The organism is Pelagovum pacificum, from assembly GCF_016134045.1.
GTDB classification, from domain to species: domain Bacteria; phylum Pseudomonadota; class Alphaproteobacteria; order Rhodobacterales; family Rhodobacteraceae; genus Oceanicola; species Oceanicola pacificus_A.
On the sequence record NZ_CP065915.1, the window covers coordinates 2,097,095 to 2,112,411 of the forward strand.

General features: G+C 67.8%; 17 protein-coding genes. 6 read left to right on the top strand and 11 right to left on the bottom strand.

Annotation, left to right across the window (positions count from 1 at the left end; genetic code table 11):
- Positions 1 to 154 precede the first annotated feature (154 nt).
- Positions 155 to 454: an FtsB family cell division protein gene (locus I8N54_RS10305; RefSeq protein ID WP_140192651.1), complete on the top strand. Its 300-nt coding sequence runs from the start codon at positions 155 to 157 to the stop codon at positions 452 to 454.
- Here I8N54_RS10305 and I8N54_RS10310 read toward each other — a convergent pair.
- Positions 451 to 849: a DUF6924 domain-containing protein gene (locus I8N54_RS10310; protein ID WP_140192650.1), complete on the bottom strand. Its 399-nt coding sequence runs from the start codon at positions 847 to 849 to the stop codon at positions 451 to 453. The two genes, I8N54_RS10305 and I8N54_RS10310, sit on opposite strands and share 4 nt — an antisense overlap.
- Before the next feature lie 178 nt (positions 850 to 1,027).
- Here I8N54_RS10310 and I8N54_RS10315 point away from each other — a divergent pair, with 178 nt between their 5' ends.
- From I8N54_RS10315 to I8N54_RS10335, 5 genes are all read left to right on the top strand, one after another.
- On the top strand, positions 1,028 to 1,540 hold the full coding sequence (locus I8N54_RS10315) for a hypothetical protein (protein WP_140192649.1): 513 nt from the start codon (positions 1,028 to 1,030) through the stop codon (positions 1,538 to 1,540).
- A gap of 147 nt (positions 1,541 to 1,687) precedes the next feature.
- Positions 1,688 to 2,704, top strand: coding sequence for a pyruvate dehydrogenase (acetyl-transferring) E1 component subunit alpha (gene pdhA / locus I8N54_RS10320; RefSeq protein WP_140192648.1), 1,017 nt, complete (start codon positions 1,688 to 1,690; stop codon positions 2,702 to 2,704).
- A gap of 1 nt (position 2,705) precedes the next feature.
- Entirely contained in the window at positions 2,706 to 4,118 is a 1,413-nt protein-coding gene (locus I8N54_RS10325; RefSeq protein ID WP_140192647.1) for a pyruvate dehydrogenase complex E1 component subunit beta, read from the top strand.
- A gap of 2 nt (positions 4,119 to 4,120) precedes the next feature.
- Positions 4,121 to 4,375, top strand: coding sequence for a hypothetical protein (locus tag I8N54_RS10330; protein WP_140192646.1), 255 nt, complete (start codon positions 4,121 to 4,123; stop codon positions 4,373 to 4,375).
- 4 nt (positions 4,376 to 4,379) lie between these two features.
- Positions 4,380 to 5,744 (top strand): pyruvate dehydrogenase complex dihydrolipoamide acetyltransferase, encoded by a 1,365-nt coding sequence (locus I8N54_RS10335; RefSeq protein ID WP_140192645.1) that lies wholly within the window; start codon positions 4,380 to 4,382, stop codon positions 5,742 to 5,744.
- Positions 5,745 to 5,822: 78 nt separating this feature from the next.
- On the opposite strand, the gene cysK is transcribed toward I8N54_RS10335, so the two are convergent.
- From cysK to I8N54_RS10385, 10 genes are all read right to left on the bottom strand, one after another.
- A complete protein-coding gene (cysK, locus tag I8N54_RS10340; RefSeq protein ID WP_140192644.1) occupies positions 5,823 to 6,890 on the bottom strand; it encodes a cysteine synthase A in 1,068 nt (355 codons plus the stop codon).
- A gap of 66 nt (positions 6,891 to 6,956) precedes the next feature.
- Positions 6,957 to 7,775, bottom strand: coding sequence for a serine O-acetyltransferase (gene cysE / locus I8N54_RS10345; protein ID WP_140192643.1), 819 nt, complete (start codon positions 7,773 to 7,775; stop codon positions 6,957 to 6,959).
- An 83-nt stretch (positions 7,776 to 7,858) separates the two neighbouring features.
- Positions 7,859 to 11,794, bottom strand: a complete 3,936-nt coding sequence (locus I8N54_RS10350) for a baseplate multidomain protein megatron (protein WP_140192642.1) — start codon at positions 11,792 to 11,794, stop codon at positions 7,859 to 7,861.
- 3 nt (positions 11,795 to 11,797) lie between these two features.
- On the bottom strand, positions 11,798 to 12,229 hold the full coding sequence (locus tag I8N54_RS10355) for an NlpC/P60 family protein (protein ID WP_140192641.1): 432 nt from the start codon (positions 12,227 to 12,229) through the stop codon (positions 11,798 to 11,800).
- Positions 12,226 to 13,089, bottom strand: a complete 864-nt coding sequence (locus I8N54_RS10360) for a DUF2163 domain-containing protein (RefSeq protein WP_140192640.1) — start codon at positions 13,087 to 13,089, stop codon at positions 12,226 to 12,228. The genes I8N54_RS10355 and I8N54_RS10360 overlap by 4 nt, the downstream gene beginning before the upstream one ends.
- Entirely contained in the window at positions 13,086 to 13,718 is a 633-nt protein-coding gene (locus I8N54_RS10365; RefSeq protein ID WP_140192639.1) for a DUF2460 domain-containing protein, read from the bottom strand. Before I8N54_RS10365 ends, I8N54_RS10360 begins: the two co-directional genes overlap by 4 nt.
- 13 nt (positions 13,719 to 13,731) lie before the next feature.
- Complete coding sequence (locus I8N54_RS10370; RefSeq protein ID WP_140192638.1) at positions 13,732 to 14,391, bottom strand: phage tail tape measure protein; 660 nt, start codon at positions 14,389 to 14,391, stop codon at positions 13,732 to 13,734.
- The gene (locus I8N54_RS10375; RefSeq protein ID WP_140192637.1) at positions 14,384 to 14,590 is read right to left on the bottom strand and encodes a rcc01693 family protein; all 207 of its coding nucleotides are present in this window, start codon (positions 14,588 to 14,590) and stop codon (positions 14,384 to 14,386) included. The genes I8N54_RS10370 and I8N54_RS10375 overlap by 8 nt, the downstream gene beginning before the upstream one ends.
- Complete coding sequence (locus I8N54_RS10380) at positions 14,587 to 14,901, bottom strand: gene transfer agent family protein (RefSeq protein WP_140192636.1); 315 nt, start codon at positions 14,899 to 14,901, stop codon at positions 14,587 to 14,589. The genes I8N54_RS10375 and I8N54_RS10380 overlap by 4 nt, the downstream gene beginning before the upstream one ends.
- Positions 14,901 to 15,311, bottom strand: coding sequence for a phage major tail protein, TP901-1 family (locus I8N54_RS10385; RefSeq protein WP_140192635.1), 411 nt, complete (start codon positions 15,309 to 15,311; stop codon positions 14,901 to 14,903). Before I8N54_RS10385 ends, I8N54_RS10380 begins: the two co-directional genes overlap by 1 nt.
- Positions 15,312 to 15,317 lie beyond the last annotated feature (6 nt).

Here is a 15,317-nt window from a genome sequence, read left to right on the forward strand (position 1 = left end):
GAAAGCGTCGTGGACTGGTCGTGGCCGCACTCTCAGCGAGCCGTGCGCTCAGGACGGCTCCGCCGGGGAGATAAAAACAAGGGATTCCCTTCCGCTCCGACTTGTGCGAATCTGGGGTCAGCCGCCCGGCAAGAGGCGGCGGAAATGGCAGAGCATGACCCGCAAGACCCGTTTGCCCTATGGCGCGATCGCTTACTTCCTCGTTGCGATCCTGTTGAGCTTCTATTTCGTGTTCGCCGCCGTCCAAGGCGACTACGGCGTGTTCCGGCGCACCGTGGTGAATGCCGAAGCGCGCGAACTGGAAGAGGAACTCGCCGTCCTGTCGGCGGAAGTCGCCCGGATGGAAAACCTCACCAAGCGGTTGTCGGATGAATATCTCGACCTCGATCTCGTGGATGAGCAGGCCCGCGACATGCTTGGCCTGATCCGCGCGGACGAGATCGTGATCCGCTAATCCTCGCGGTCGGGGTCCACGAGGATTCCGTCCGGCCCGACCTCTTCCGCCAGGTCCTCGAGCGTGAGGTCGCCGGAGGCCAGGCTGTTCTCTACCATCCAGATATCGGCGGCCAGCACGCGGAACGGCTCCACCAGCCCTTCGGGATCGATGCACAGGATCGGGAAGTCGTCGTCGGCCAGGGCCTCCGCATCGGCGGCGAAGATCACGGCGGCGTCCGGGAAGGCCGTGGCGAGGTCAGCGGGCGTCGCTTCATCGTAATCATCGTCATCCACCGGATCCAGCGCCGCCTCGAGCCCGTCGGAATTCGGTGCCTCTGCCGCGCGGACAAGATCGTCCCAGCGGTCGAGCTGGTTGCGGTCGGTGAGGACAAGCGGTGCCGGCTCGGTCTTCATCTTCACGCTCCTTCTGTTCGGTCTGTCCGGCGTCTCGGCCGGTCTGGTTGGGGATGTTGGCGGGAAGACCGCCAAGTCAAGACCCGCCGACCGATCGAAATTGTGCGAATTTGGCTCGCGCAAGAACCCGCGCGGGCCTAGCGTTTCTCCATTGCCGCCAAACAAGAGATTTCGGGTCATGAAGATTACACCGCTTGCCGCCCTCCTCTCCCTCGCCGCCTGTGCCACGGAACAGGTCGGCGACGGTCCGCCCGCCGGCGATTTCATGCCGTCCGGCACGCTGGTCGTGAACAGCACGACCTACAGTCTGAACGGGGACGACAGGGCCGAGGTGACGAACCAGTCGACCCTCGCGGGCATCGCCATCGCCCTGCGGGAGGGGCCAGTCACCGTCAGCCTCACCGGATCCGTGGGCATGGACCTCTCACCGCGGACGGGCGACCGCGCAATTGTCGTCATCGGCGTCCCCGGTCAGACGGAGTCGACGCAGGATGCCACCATCCGGCTGTCGACCGCGACAGAGGTGGACGGGGCCGTGCGTCTGGCCGGCACTTTCGCCGGCGATGTTTGCAAGGACGTCTTCGTGTTGCCCGGCGACGCGCTGCCGGCCCCCGAATGCCGGCGTGTAACGGGCAGTTTCGACATCATCGCCGAAGACCGTCGCGCCGAACCGTTTTACGTGCCAAGCTGATGTACCGGCACGCATTCCCTAGAAACAGATCGGGGCTGCGCTAGGTGAAATGGAGGGCCGTCGATTGGCCCTCGCATTATCGGGATGCCTGCGGTAAGGGATAGTTCAAAGCTAAACTATCCGCCGCAAAACGTGGGAGGAGGTCTCATGGCGACGAGAAAGTCCGCCAGCAAGCCCAATGTCTCGGCCGACGAGCTGCTGAACTATTACCGCGAAATGCTGTTGATCCGCCGGTTCGAGGAAAAGGCCGGCCAGCTCTACGGCATGGGTCTCATCGGAGGCTTCTGCCACCTCTACATCGGCCAGGAAGCCGTGGTCGTCGGCCTCGAGGCCGCGGCGGAGGAAGGCGACAAGCGCGTCACCTCCTACCGAGATCACGGTCACATGCTCGCCTGCGGGATGGACCCGAAGGGCGTCATGGCCGAGCTCACGGGCCGCGAAGGCGGGTATTCCAAGGGCAAGGGCGGCAGCATGCACATGTTCAGCCGCGAAAAGCACTTCTACGGCGGCCACGGCATCGTCGCCGCTCAGGTGCCGATCGGCGCGGGCCTCGCGCTTGCCGACAAGTACCTCGGCAATGACCGCGTGACCTTCACCTACTTCGGTGACGGCGCCGCCAACCAGGGCCAGGTCTACGAGACCTACAACATGGCCGAGCTCTGGGAACTTCCGGTCATCTTCGTGATCGAGAACAACCAGTACGCCATGGGCACCTCCGTCGCCCGCTCCACCAAGTCCAAGACGCTGTGGGAACGCGGCGCGGCCTACGGGATCGAGGGCGAGGAAGTCGACGGGATGGACGTGCTCGCCGTGAAGGCGGCCGGCGACAAGGCGATCAAGCACTGCCGCGCCGGCAACGGTCCCTACATCCTCGAGGTGAAGACCTACCGCTATCGCGGCCACTCCATGTCGGACCCGGCGAAGTACCGGACCCGCGAGGAGGTCCAGAAGATGCGCGACGAGCGCGACCCGATCGAGAACATCCGCACGATGCTGATCGACGGGAAGCACGCCTCCGAAGACGATCTCAAGCAGATCGACAAGGAGGTGAAGGACCGGATCAACGACGCGGCCGAGTTCTCCAAGGAGAGCCCGGAGCCGAACCTCGACGAGCTCTGGACCGACATTTATTCCAAGGACATTCCGCAGGGGGAGGCAGTCTGAGATGGCAACCGAGATCCTGATGCCGGCCCTCTCGCCGACCATGGAAGAGGGCACGCTGGCCAAGTGGCTCGTCAAGGAGGGCGACACCGTCTCCTCCGGTGACATCCTGGCCGAGATCGAGACCGACAAGGCTACGATGGAATTCGAAGCCGTCGATGAAGGCACGATCGGCAAGATCCTCGTCGAGGAAGGCACCGAAGGCGTGAAGGTCAACCAGGCCATCGCCGTGCTCCTCGAAGAAGGCGAAAGCGCCGACGACATCGACACCTCGAACGCCTCCACCGGCGACGAAGGTGGCAGCTCGGACGACGACGGCGACAAGGGCGACGACGACAAGCAGGAGTCGAAGGATTCCGGCCCGAAGGTCGCCGCGCAGCCCGCCGAACCGCCGAAGCCGCAGCAGTCGCCCGACTGGCCCGAAGGCACCGAGATGAAGGAGATGACGGTCCGCGAGGCCCTGAACTCCGCCATCGCCGAGGAGATGGAGCGTGACGATAACGTCATCCTGATGGGCGAGGAAGTCGCCGAGTATCAGGGCGCCTACAAGATCACCCAAGGTTTGCTCGACAAGTTCGGGGCCAAGCGCGTCATCGACACGCCGATTACCGAACACGGCTTCGCCGGCATCGGCGTCGGCGCGGCCTTCGGTGGGCTGAAGCCGATCGTCGAGTTCATGACCTTCAACTTCGCCATGCAGGCGATGGACCAGATCATCAACTCCGCCGCCAAGACGCTCTACATGTCCGGCGGCCAGATGGGTGCACCGATGGTGTTCCGTGGCCCGAACGGCGCGGCCGCCCGCGTCGCCGCCCAGCACAGCCAGGACTACGCGGCATGGTATGCCTCCGTGCCCGGCCTCAAGGTCGTCATGCCCTATACGGCAGCCGACTATAAGGGCCTGTTCAAGTCCGCCGTGCGCGATCCCAACCCGGTGATCTTCCTCGAGAACGAAATCCTGTACGGCCGCACTTTCGAAGTGCCGCAGATCGAGGATTTCACCATCCCGATCGGCAAGGCCCGCGTCGCCCGCGAAGGCTCCGACGTGACGATCGTCTCCTGGGGCATCGGCATGACCTACGCGATGGAAGCGGCCGGCAAGCTGGCCGAGGACGGCGTCGACGTCGAAGTGGTGGACCTGCGCTCGCTGCGTCCAATCGACTACGGCACCGTGATCGAGAGCGTGAAGAAGACCAACCGCTGCGTGACCGTGGAAGAGGGCTGGCCCGTCGCCTCGATGTCCAACCACATCGCGGCCTACATCATGCAGAACGCCTTCGATTACCTCGACGCGCCGGTGATGAACTGCACCGGCAAGGACGTTCCCATGCCCTACGCCGCGAACCTCGAGAAACACGCGCTCATCACCACCGACGAGGTGATCGAGGCCGTGAACCAGGTCACTTACCGGAGCTGAGGATGGATGTCCTCGGCCGGGATAGCATCCGAGAAGGATACCGCGTCGCAACCGGCGGCGGCGCGGGCCGGATCGTCGGGCTGATCCCGGACCACGTGATTTCGCAGACCGTGGCCCTTACCGGGGGCCACGGTCACCAGACGGCCTACGAGTGGCTTGCCGCCCGCTCGCGCACCATAGAACAGTCACTTCAGTCCCTCCGGGACGGCCACCGCCCACGGCCGCCGTTCGACCGGATGGAGCTCGTGGAGGAGTAGCAAGATGCCCACCGAAATCCTGATGCCCGCCCTGTCCCCCACGATGGAGGAAGGCACCCTCGCCAAGTGGCTGGTCAAGGAAGGCGACACCGTCTCCTCCGGTGACCTGCTGGCCGAGATCGAGACCGACAAGGCCACGATGGAATTCGAGGCCGTCGATGAAGGCACCATCGGCAAGATCCTCGTCGAGGAAGGCACCGAGGGCGTGAAGGTGAACCAGCCGATCGCCGTGCTGCTCGAAGAAGGCGAGAGCGCCGACGACATCGGTGAGACCTCGTCCGAACCGAAGCCCGCCGACGAGCCGACCGGCGGCGAGGCGGCCCCCGTGGAAGAGCAGGAAGACAAGCCCGAGGCGGGCATGGGCGTTCCCGGCCCGAAGGACGGCGACGGTGCCAAGTCCTCCTCGTCCGGCGGCCCCGCGCCGAAGGACGACAAGGGCGGCCGCATCTTCGCCTCCCCCCTCGCCCGCCGCATCGCCAAGGACAAGGGCATCGAGCTGTCAGACGTGAAGGGCTCCGGTCCCAAGGGCCGCATCGTGAAGGCCGACGTCGAGAGCTTCGAGCCCTCGAAAGCCGCGCCGAAGTCCGATGAAGCGCCGAAGTCCAAGGAAGCCGCCTCCGCCGCGACCGCTCCGGCGGGAATGAGCGCCGATGCCGTCGCCAAGATGTACGAGGGCCGCGAGTACGAGGAGGTCAAGCTCGACGGCATGCGCCGCACGATCGCCAGCCGCCTCACCGAGGCCAAGCAGACGATCCCGCACTTCTACCTGCGTCGCGACATCCAGCTCGATGCGCTGCTGAAGTTCCGCTCCCAGCTGAACAAGCAGCTCGAAGCGAAGAACGTGAAGCTGTCGGTCAACGACTTCATCATCAAGGCCTGCGCGCTGGCGCTGCAGGAGGTGCCGGACGCCAACGCCGTGTGGGCGGGCGACCGCATCCTGAAGCTGAAGCCCTCCGACGTGGCCGTCGCCGTCGCGATCGAGGGCGGGCTCTTCACGCCGGTCCTGAAGGACGCGCACCAGAAGTCGCTCTCGGCGCTCTCGGCCGAGATGAAGGACCTCGCCAGCCGCGCACGGGACAAGAAGCTCGCCCCGCATGAATACCAGGGCGGCAGCTTCGCGATCTCCAACCTCGGGATGTTCGGCATCGACAACTTCGACGCGGTCATCAACCCGCCGCATGGCTCGATCCTCGCCGTCGGTGCAGGCGTCAAGAAGCCGGTCGTGGGCGAAGACGGTGAGCTGACCACCGCGACGGTGATGTCGACGACCCTGTCGGTCGATCACCGGGTGATCGACGGCGCGCTCGGGGCGCAGTTCCTCGATGCCATCAAGAAGAACCTCGAAAGCCCGATGCTGATGCTCGCCTGAGGCGGACGGGCTTTCGACCGCACGTCCAGTCGTTCTCAGAAGACCTTCGAAAAGCCGCCGCGAGGCGGCTTTTCCACGTCATGGCATCTGGTAGCCCGGTGTCGACATGGACAGGGCGACTTCCTCCTCCGACATGCCCTCTTCGATCCCTTCGAACAGCGGTGTCGACAGGTAGCGCTCTCCCGTGTCGGGCAGCATCACCAGCATGACCGATCCGGCGTCGACCTCGGTCGCCATCTTCATCGCCGCCGCCAGTGTCGAGCCGCCGGAGATGCCGGTGAAGATACCCTCCTGCGTCGCCAGCGCGCGGGCCATCTCGATGCCCTCCGGCCCGGTCACCGGGACCATGCGATCGTAGGCGTCCCGTTCGAGCGCCTCCTGCAGCACGGCGGGGATGAAATCCGGCGTCCAGCCCTGGATCGGGTGCGGCTCCCAGTCCGGGTGGCTCTGCGCCGGGCCGCCGTCCGACTCGCGCTCCTGCGCGACGCCGGACGAGACGAGCGCAGCGTTTGCCGGTTCCGTCAGGACGATCTTCACCTCGGGCCGCTCCGCCTTCAACACCTCGGAGACGCCGTTGACCGTGCCGCCGGTGCCGTAGCCCGTGACGAAGTAGTCGAGCCGCTCGCCCTCGAAATCCGCGAGGATTTCGCGCGCGGTGGTGTTGCGGTGGACCAGCGCATTTGCCGGCGTCTCGAACTGGCGGGCCAGGAACCAGCCGTTCGCCTCTGCCAGCTCCCGCGCCTTGCGGTACATGCCGATGCCCTTCTCGCCCTTCGGCGTCAGCACGACCTTCGCGCCGAGGAACCGCATCAGCCGCCGCCGCTCGATCGAGAAGCTCTCGACCATGACGATCACCAGAGGATGCCCGGTCGCCGCGCAGGCCATGGCCAGCCCGATTCCGGTGTTGCCGCTCGTCGCCTCGACAACGGTCTGGCCGGGCGCCAGCGCGCCGGAGGCCTCCGCCTCCTCGATGATGCTGATCGCCAGCCGGTCCTTCACCGAGGCCGCCGGGTTGAAGGCCTCCGCCTTGACGTAGATCGTGACATGATCCGGCGCGATGCGGTTCAGCCGGATGACGGGCGTGTCGCCCATCGTCTCCACGACCGAACTGTAGAGCCGGCCCCGTCCGTTGGTCGTGCGTGACATCAACATCCCTCCCCTGGCTGTCAGAGGGATGCTACGCCGCTGTCCGCGACAGGGCCAAGCCTTATCTCAGGGGCTGACGGAGCCGGACTTGATGAGGTGATCCATCGACAGCGAGGGCTGATCGCAGCCCGCCTCGCCAACGATCTTCGCCGGAACGCCGGCGACCGTCTTGCACTTCGGCACATCGTGCAGAACGACAGAGCCCGCAGCGACGCGGCTGCAGCTGCCGATGTGAATATTGCCGAGCACCTTCGCCCCGGCACCGATCAGAACGCCGTCGCCGATCTTGGGGTGGCGGTCCTCTTCTTCCTTGCCCGTCCCGCCGAGCGTCACGGAATGCAGCATGGAGACGTTGTCGCCCACCACCGCCGTCTCGCCGATCACTATGGAGTGGGCATGGTCGATCATGATCCCGCGCCCGATCTTCGCGTTCGGATGGATGTCGACGCCAAAGATCTCGGACACGCGCATCTGGATGAAGTAGGCCACGTCGCGCCGCCCCCGCTCCCAAAGCCAATGGCCGAGGCGGTAGGCCTGCACAGCCTGGAAGCCCTTGAAATAGAGCAGCGGCTGCATGAACCGGTGGCAGGCGGGATCGCGTTCGAACACCGCGACGAGATCGGCCCGCGCGGCGGCGGCCAGGTCGGGCGTCTCGGCCAGCGCCTCATCGGCGATCTCGCGCACGATCTGCTCGGACATCTCCGGGCTCGCCAGCTTCATCGCGATCCGGTAGGCGAGCGCGCTGTCGAAGCTCTTGTGGTGCAGGATGGTGGCATGAATCAGCCCGCCCATCAGCGGCTCAGCCGCGACGGCGGCCTCGGCCTCTTCCGTGATCCGTTCCCAGACCGGATCCAGCTTCGTCGGTTTCAGCTTCGCAGTGGGCATGGGCTCGCCTCCGTGGTCTCGCGACTGCCCTACCCGAAATAGGGGCCGTTCGGGAAGAGGAAAGCCTGCCCCGCGCGAGATCGTCAAACGGTGAAATACCAGGTCCGCGCCGGCCCCGGCCCGAACCGGTCGGACACCTGCGCCACGGTAAGCGCGACCTCCAGTCCCGGCGCCGCGCCATCCGCCAGCATCGCCGCCGCGTCCCAGTCGTAGTGCGGTGAGGTCACCTCGAGGCTCCGGACCGTCGCTCCCTCGACGGCGAGCGTGACGCTGTATGCCTCCCGCTCATCCCCCAGCGGCACGTCCGGTCCCGCCCAGCCGTCGCCGTCGATCCGCGTGCGCCGCACCCATGACAGGCGCAGCCCGCTGCCCTCGGGTCGGCGTCGGAAGTGGCACACCGGGTAGGGTCGCAGCCCGTTGCCGGCGAAAGCATGTACCGCCTCGCGATAGCTCGGGTGATCAAGCGGCCGGTCCGCCGGCCCCCATCGCAACGTCCGCCCGGTCTCACGCGCCGAGAGCGGCAGTCCGACTTGCCGGACGCGCGACGTCATCAGAACGAACAGGCTCCCCGCCGGCCAGCTGGCGGGCATGATCCCGTCGCTGCCGCCCTGCCCGCGCAATCGCAGGGTCAGGTCCCAGACACCGGGCGCGACGAGCGTGGCATGGGCGAACTGAAACAGCTCCCACCCGTCGGGGGTGCCGTCCCCGATCGCGGCGAGGTTCGCACCAGCCAACACTTCCGCCTCCGACACGGACGCCAGCGCGCCCTGAAGCACCGTCACGCGCAGCGCCGGTCCCCTGTCCCAGATGCCCGGTCGCGCGGATTCCAGCACCGTATCGGTCACCCCGACGACGGCGGGTCGCGGGACCACCTGGTCGAGCGTGAAGTCCCCGCCACCCGCCGACTGGTAAAGCGCGACCGGCCCGGGCCACGGATCGGCCACCGACGCAAACCACGGCGCATGAGGCACCTCATCGCCACGGATCAGCGGCAGGTCGAGGAACAGCCCCTCGACCGGCAGCGGCACGGCGGGCGGCGGCAGACTGCGCAATGCGGAGCCCGGATCGCGCGCGCGGTAGATTTCGGGCTCGACCCGCACCGCCTCGACCGTCCGCTCGAGCCCGTCCTCGGCCCGGTCGATGCGGTAGAGGCCGGTCGCCTTTCCGTTGTCCTCCACGCGCACGACATCGCCGGGGCCGAACGCCCGTCCCGAGGGCGGCAACGCGAAGCGGAGGTGGTCGCGCGCAACCCGCGCCTCGGCCAGCATCCGCTCCGCCAGCGCCTGACCCTCGCCACGGGTCATCGCCATGTCGAGGTCGGTGCCCGACACCGCGCGCGAGCTGTCGCGGGGGTGGATCGCTTCGGCGCAGGCGGCGGCGTAGTTTCCGCCGCTTTCGATGAAGCCGATCCGAACCCGGCCAGTCATCTCCGCCTCTCCCTCGCGGGTGCGCTCGATCAGTTCCGGCTGGTCGGGCAGCAGGGCCAGCGTCTCCGTCGTGACCGTGCCGTCGGCCTCTCCGTCCCGCGTGCGGAACACCAGCCGCCCCTCCCGCTCCATCGCATCGAACCCGTGGGCGAGCATCAGCGGCTGGAGCGCGGCACGGATCGTGCCGACCTGTCCGAGCGTATAGCCCCGGACGAGACCGTAGAGCTCTTTCGTATCAACCCCTTGAACCCCAGCCTCACGGCAGAGCGCCTCGACGACCTGCGCCAGCGGCCGGTGCGCTGTGCGCCCGGTCAGCCAGTGGCCGAACTCGTGGTTCGCACCGTCCGACCAGACGTCGGTGCGACCGGGAAAGGCCGGCCAGGGCCGCGCGTCCCAAGACCAGGCATGCGCCCGGTCCATGTCGAGCATCCGCTTGCCGGTGTAGATCGAGACCGGGTTGTTCGCGGGGTCGGAATAGTAGCCGATCAGCGCCCGCAGGTACTGCATCTGCATGAACGCGTCACGGTAGCCGTTTGAATAATATGGCAAAGCCGACTCGGAACTTTTGGGATCCACGAACTTGTTCGGCTGGTTTGCGCCCTTGTCGACCGCGCCGCAGCCGAACTCGGTGAACCAGATCGGCTTCATGCCCGGCTCCCACGCGCTCGGCTCCGGCGCGCGTTCGCCGTCGATCCGGTCGTGGTGATAGTTGTCCCACCAGCCGGCGAGGTCCTTGTAGCGCCACGTGAAGGGCTCACCATAGAAGTCGGTGATCGGGGTGCGGATCTGCGCGTCGCGGTGGGCGTCCGAAGCATAATACCAGTCGAACCCTTCGCCCCCGGCGACGTTCGCCCGCAGGTAATCGAGGTTGTAGATCGACCCCCAGTGCGCATCGGCGTGGCCGCTGCCGTCGCGCCAGTCGGCGAGCGGCATGTAATTGTCGATCCCGACGAAATCCACATTGGAATCAGCCCATAGCGGGTCGATGTTGAAGTACTTGTCGCCGGTCCCATCGGGTTGATAGCCGTGATATTCGGACCAGTCGGCGGCATAGCCGATCTTGACCTCCGACCCGAGGATCGTCCTGACGTCCGCCGCGAGCTGCCGCAGCGCATCGACGGCCGGGAAGCCTGCCGCATCGCGGATTTGCGTCAGGCCGCGCATCTCGGAGCCGATGCAGAAGGCATCGACCCCGCCCGCAAGCGCGCAGAGATGGGCGTAGTGCAGGATGAACCGGCGATAGGACCATTCCGCCGGGCCCGTGTAGGCGACGGTGTCGGTGCCGGGCTCGAAGTCTCCCGGCGCGGCGGTCCCGAAGAAGGCCGCGACCTCGGCGGCGGCGGTCGCTGTCCGATCGGGTGATCCCGCCTGTCCCGGCGCGGCAGAGAGCGTGATCCGACCCCGCCACGGCAGCGCCGGCTGGCCGATCTCGCCCGTCCAGGGGTCAGGCAGGCTGTTTCTCGCAAGCTGGTCCATCAGGATGAACGGATAGAAAACAATGGATTGCCCGGCGTCCTTCATGTGCCGGATTGACTGGATCACCGACTGATCGGTCGGTGTGCCGCCACAGACAGGCGCACCCTCGACATATGGCACGACTTCCGCACTCGCCCGGTCGAGCGCGCTGACCGTCCAGGGCATGTCGCCGTCCTCGTCGTGATGTTCCACCATCGGGCGCAGACGACAGGTGCCGCACCGCAGGTCGTCGCCAAACCACGAGACGATGAGCGACACCGATCCACAGTTCGGCAGTTCGTCCGCCAACGCCCTGAAAGAGGTCACGAAATCCGCTTCGCCGGAGCTCGTGTTGACGTTCGGCAGCCGTGACCGACCGAAGCCCGCGTTTACGGTGACCGGGTCAGTGGCCAGCGCATATTCGCCGGAGCCCGGCATCATCGCCACACCCCGGATCGCGCGGGCGATGTCCGGCGGATCGATGTCGGAGGCGTCCTCGGGTCCCGCCGGGCGCGACACTTCGAACGAGAAGGACGGCACCCGGTTGCCGAACTGGCCGAGGGCGAGCTCCTCGAACAGCACATAGGCGATCCCCCGGTAGGCGGGCGCCCGTCCCGCACCCTCCACCGCCTCGATATTCGGATCGGGGAGCTGGTCCTCGCTCCCCTTGTAGACGCGCATGTCGAGCATGTGCGCCGGGACCTCGCGGCCGTCGGCCCAGATGCGGCCGATGCTCGTGATCTCGCCCTCGCAGACCGCCACGGCAAGGCTGACGCTGTAACTGTAATCGACCGTCGTCACCTCGGGCTGGCGCGGCGCGCCCTTGCCGCCGCCGCCCGTGGTCGTGCTGCTGTCCTGCTCGCGGAACCGGCTCGCCCAGATGACCTGGCCCGCGACGCGCGCCCGTCCGTAGACGCGGCCCACGGGGGCCCCCTCGCTCGCACCGGTCAGGCGGAAGCGGTCGACGCGCGCCGTCTCCACCGTCTCGCTGCCCTGGCCGAGGACGCGGGTGTCGAGCATACGTCCCGCCGTCGCGCCGACGGCCCGGCCCCACGTGGCGCCGGACAGTCCGAGGACCGTGCCGCCGAGGCTGCCGCCCACGGCCATGCCCGCCGCGCCGAGTACGATCGTGGCCATGCGCTAACTCCCTGTGCGAAACGCAAAACGGGCGACGATGCGCCGCTCCCACGGCGCGGACAGGTGGCTCTCGACCACGCCGTGCCCGCTGTAGGCGTGGATGAACCGTGCGGTCGCCCCGACCTCGGACTGTATGCCGAGGTGACGCGCTTCCGCCCCGTTGCGCATCCGGAACAGCAGAACGTCGCCCGGTGCGGCGATCTCCAGCGGCCGGGCGTCGAGGTGCCGTCCGGCGGCCCGCCAAAGAAGCTCCTCGCCCTGCGGTGCGGTCCAGTCGGCAGTGTAGGCGGGCACAGGTTCAGGCTCTGCGCCGAACGCCTCGCGCCAGATGCCGCGGATCAGGCCGAGGCAATCGGTCCCGGCGCCGCGCGTCGAGCCCTGGTGGAGGTAGGGCGTGCCGATCCAGCCCCGCGCGATCGCGACGATGTCGGTCATGTCCGGCGCCCCCCGTCGTTGGTGCCGTCGAGGCGCGGCACGGCGGCCAGCCAATCTTCGCCCGGCACATGAGGAAAGCCGCGGAAATTTATGAAATTGCTGAATTTCGTCCGACAGGTCGCGTCCGATTTGTCGCAGCCCGGCTCGACCCGCACGGTATCACCAAGGGTCAGCGTGGCGCGCAGAGGCTCCCACAGGCCAAGTACCCGCTCCGTGCCCTCGATCGCGTCGTCCTTGACGACCGCGCTCAATCCCGCCGCAGCGCCGCTCAGGACGGCGAGCCGACCGAGCGCATACCATCCCGGCGGACGCCCGGTGTCTGCGAGGCGGATCACCCTGTTTTCAAAAACCTCGGCCACCGTGTCCGTGTCGCTAAGCGGCGAGAGGTCCAGCCCGCAAGCCCGGTCGCCGAGCACCGCGTCGCAGGTCGGCTGGAACGACCGGCCGACGGGGTGGTTCAGCGCCTCGGCCAGCCCACGCAGCTCTGCGTGAAACGCGCCGCCGCCGCGCCGGATGTCGCCGATATGGCCGCGAAAGGTCACCTGCCGCTCTGCCGGCGCGCGCCAGTTGACGAGCCAGCCCGTCACCTCTGCCCCGTCGAAGCGGCCGGCCTCGATGTCGGACTCGGTCACCGCGTCGTCCGACAGCACGCCGAGCGCTTCGGAATTGTCGACCGACAGCCCGGTCGTCCGCACGGTCTGCCGGGCCGTCAGGCCGGTGTCGGCCCGGAACGTCATGCCGTCGAAAGAGACCGGGCGGTCGTGGTCGGTGAAGCCGAACAGCACACCGTCAGCACGAAGTACGGACCAGCAGCGACAGACCGTGGTGAGGCCGGTGACGAGGTGAGAGGCAAGGGTCACAGCCGCACCTCCACGACCGGCACATCCGGTGCGTCGCCGGCCTGGAAGCTCGCGACGGACGTCAGGATGCGGTCGATGTCGAAGCGCACCGGCACGTCGAATTCGAACCCGGCCGTCACCTCGACGCCGACGTCGGGCGGATGGTCGAACGTGACGATGCCGGTGGAGATGTCGACCGACCACGCCGCCCCCTCGACCTGCGGCACCCCGTCCAGCGCGACGATCACCGTGCCGCCGACCGGCTTCTTCACCGGGCGTTCGTAGAAGCTCGGTCCCGAGCCGTAGCGCTTCACCAGCTGGAACGCGGCGGTCACCTCGTCGCCGATGCCGAGCAGCTGATCGGTATCGGACACGTCGCCGGAGGCGAGGCAGGAGCGGTAGTCGCCCCAGTCCTTCCACCGAAAGGCGTGCAACTGGCCGTGGCGGGCCTCGAAAAAGGCGACGAGCGCCTCGAGGTCGTCGAGGGAGCGCAGGCCGAGCCCCGCGTCGTACCGGCGCCGCGAATGCGCCCAGGGGCTGTTGCGCTCCTCCGCGCCGTTGGCGAGGGTCACGATCTCGGTCCGCCGCTCCGGACCGCCGAGAGCCCCGAAGCTGAGCGACGTCGGGAAACGCACGTCGTGGAATGTCATGGGTCGGCCCTCCTCAGCGGTTCCGGTTGCCCTGCGCCAGCGCGCGCGACAGGCGCGCGGCCACCTGGGTACGGCTTCGCTCGAAGGAGGCCGCGTCGGGCGTCGTGATATTCATCGTGACGTGGACCGGCGCCGGGGCACCGCTGGTGCGCACGCCGAGCTTGCCATCGGCCCCACGGGCGAGTGGCATGATCGCCTCCGGGCCAGCCTCGCCCATCAGCCCGGTGCCGCGCCGCATCGGGAAAGTAACGGGCCCCGAGGCGACACCGCCGCTCGCGAAGGGCATCACCCGCCCCTGCGAGAAGCTGCCCCCCTGTCCGAACGGCATCAGCCCGGAGACCAGCGCGTTCAGCCCCCCCGACAACATCCCGCCGAGCTGGTCCGTAACGGGCGTCACCGCGGCCCGGTAGGCCGCGGCGCTCATCCGGTCCTTCAGCGTGGCGAGCGTGTCCGACAGGCGCTGCCCATCGAAGACCACGCCCTCGAACGCGCGGCGGATGCTGCCGGAGAAGGCGCGCGACAGGTTGCCCATGTCGCGCGTCGTGTCCGACATTCCCCGCTGCATCCGGTCGAGCTCCGCCGTGAAGACCGCCGTCATCTCGCCGCTGCGGGCAAGCGTTCCGTCGAGCGCGGCGAGATCCGCCTCGAACGCGTCGAACCTGTCGTCACTCATCACCGTCTCCTCTCGTCTCGTCGGGGTAGGCGCGCGCCAGCTCTTCCAGTCGGGCGCGGGCCATCGGCGCGTCGGTCTTGCCGCGCTGCCCGAGCATCAGCAGAAGCTCCGCCGGGGTCAGTGCCCAGAACTCCGCCGGGGTCAGGCCGCGCCCGCCGATCCCGGCACGCATCAGCGCGGGCCAGTCGAAGCGGCTCATGAGGGCGGCGCAAAGGCTCGGGCCAGAAGCTCCGCCGCCGCCCGCGCGGCCGTCACAGGGCCGCCGTCGATGTCGGCGGCGAGCAAGTCGTCGCGTGTCACCGGCCAGCCTCCGCCCCGAAGGCCCGCGACGATCAGCGCCACCACGTCGGCGGCCGAAAAGCGCCCGCCCTCGAACCGCTCGGCCAGCCCGACGAGGCTGTCCTCGCCGAGTGTCGCCTCCAGCTCCGCCAGCGCGCCAAGGGTCAGCCGCATCACGCGCGGCTGACCATCTATGCGCAGCGTCACTTCACCTGCCCACGGGTTGCCCATCAGAGCGCCGAGAAGCTCAACGCACCGGCCGAGGCGAGCGACAGCTCGTAGGTCGCTTCGCCATCATGGGTGCCGGCATATTCGATGGAGGAGACGAGGAACGCGCCCTCCACGGTGCCGAAATCGGGGATCACCACCTGGAAGCCCGGCGTCTCCCCGGCCCAGAAGATCTGGCGCACGCGCTCGTCCGTCGCCTCGTCCCGGAAGACGCCCGCGCCGGTGATCGCGGCGCTCTTGACGCCGGCGCCCGCCAGCAGCTCGCGCCAGCCGCCGCTGTCGAGGCTCGTGACATCGAGCGTCTCGGCGTTGAAGCTGAGCCGCGTGGCCCGCAGGCCCGCCGCCGTCTCGAACTGCCCGTCGCCGGTCATGTCGATCTTCACCAACAGGTCCTTGCCGTTCTGAACCGCCATGTCGCT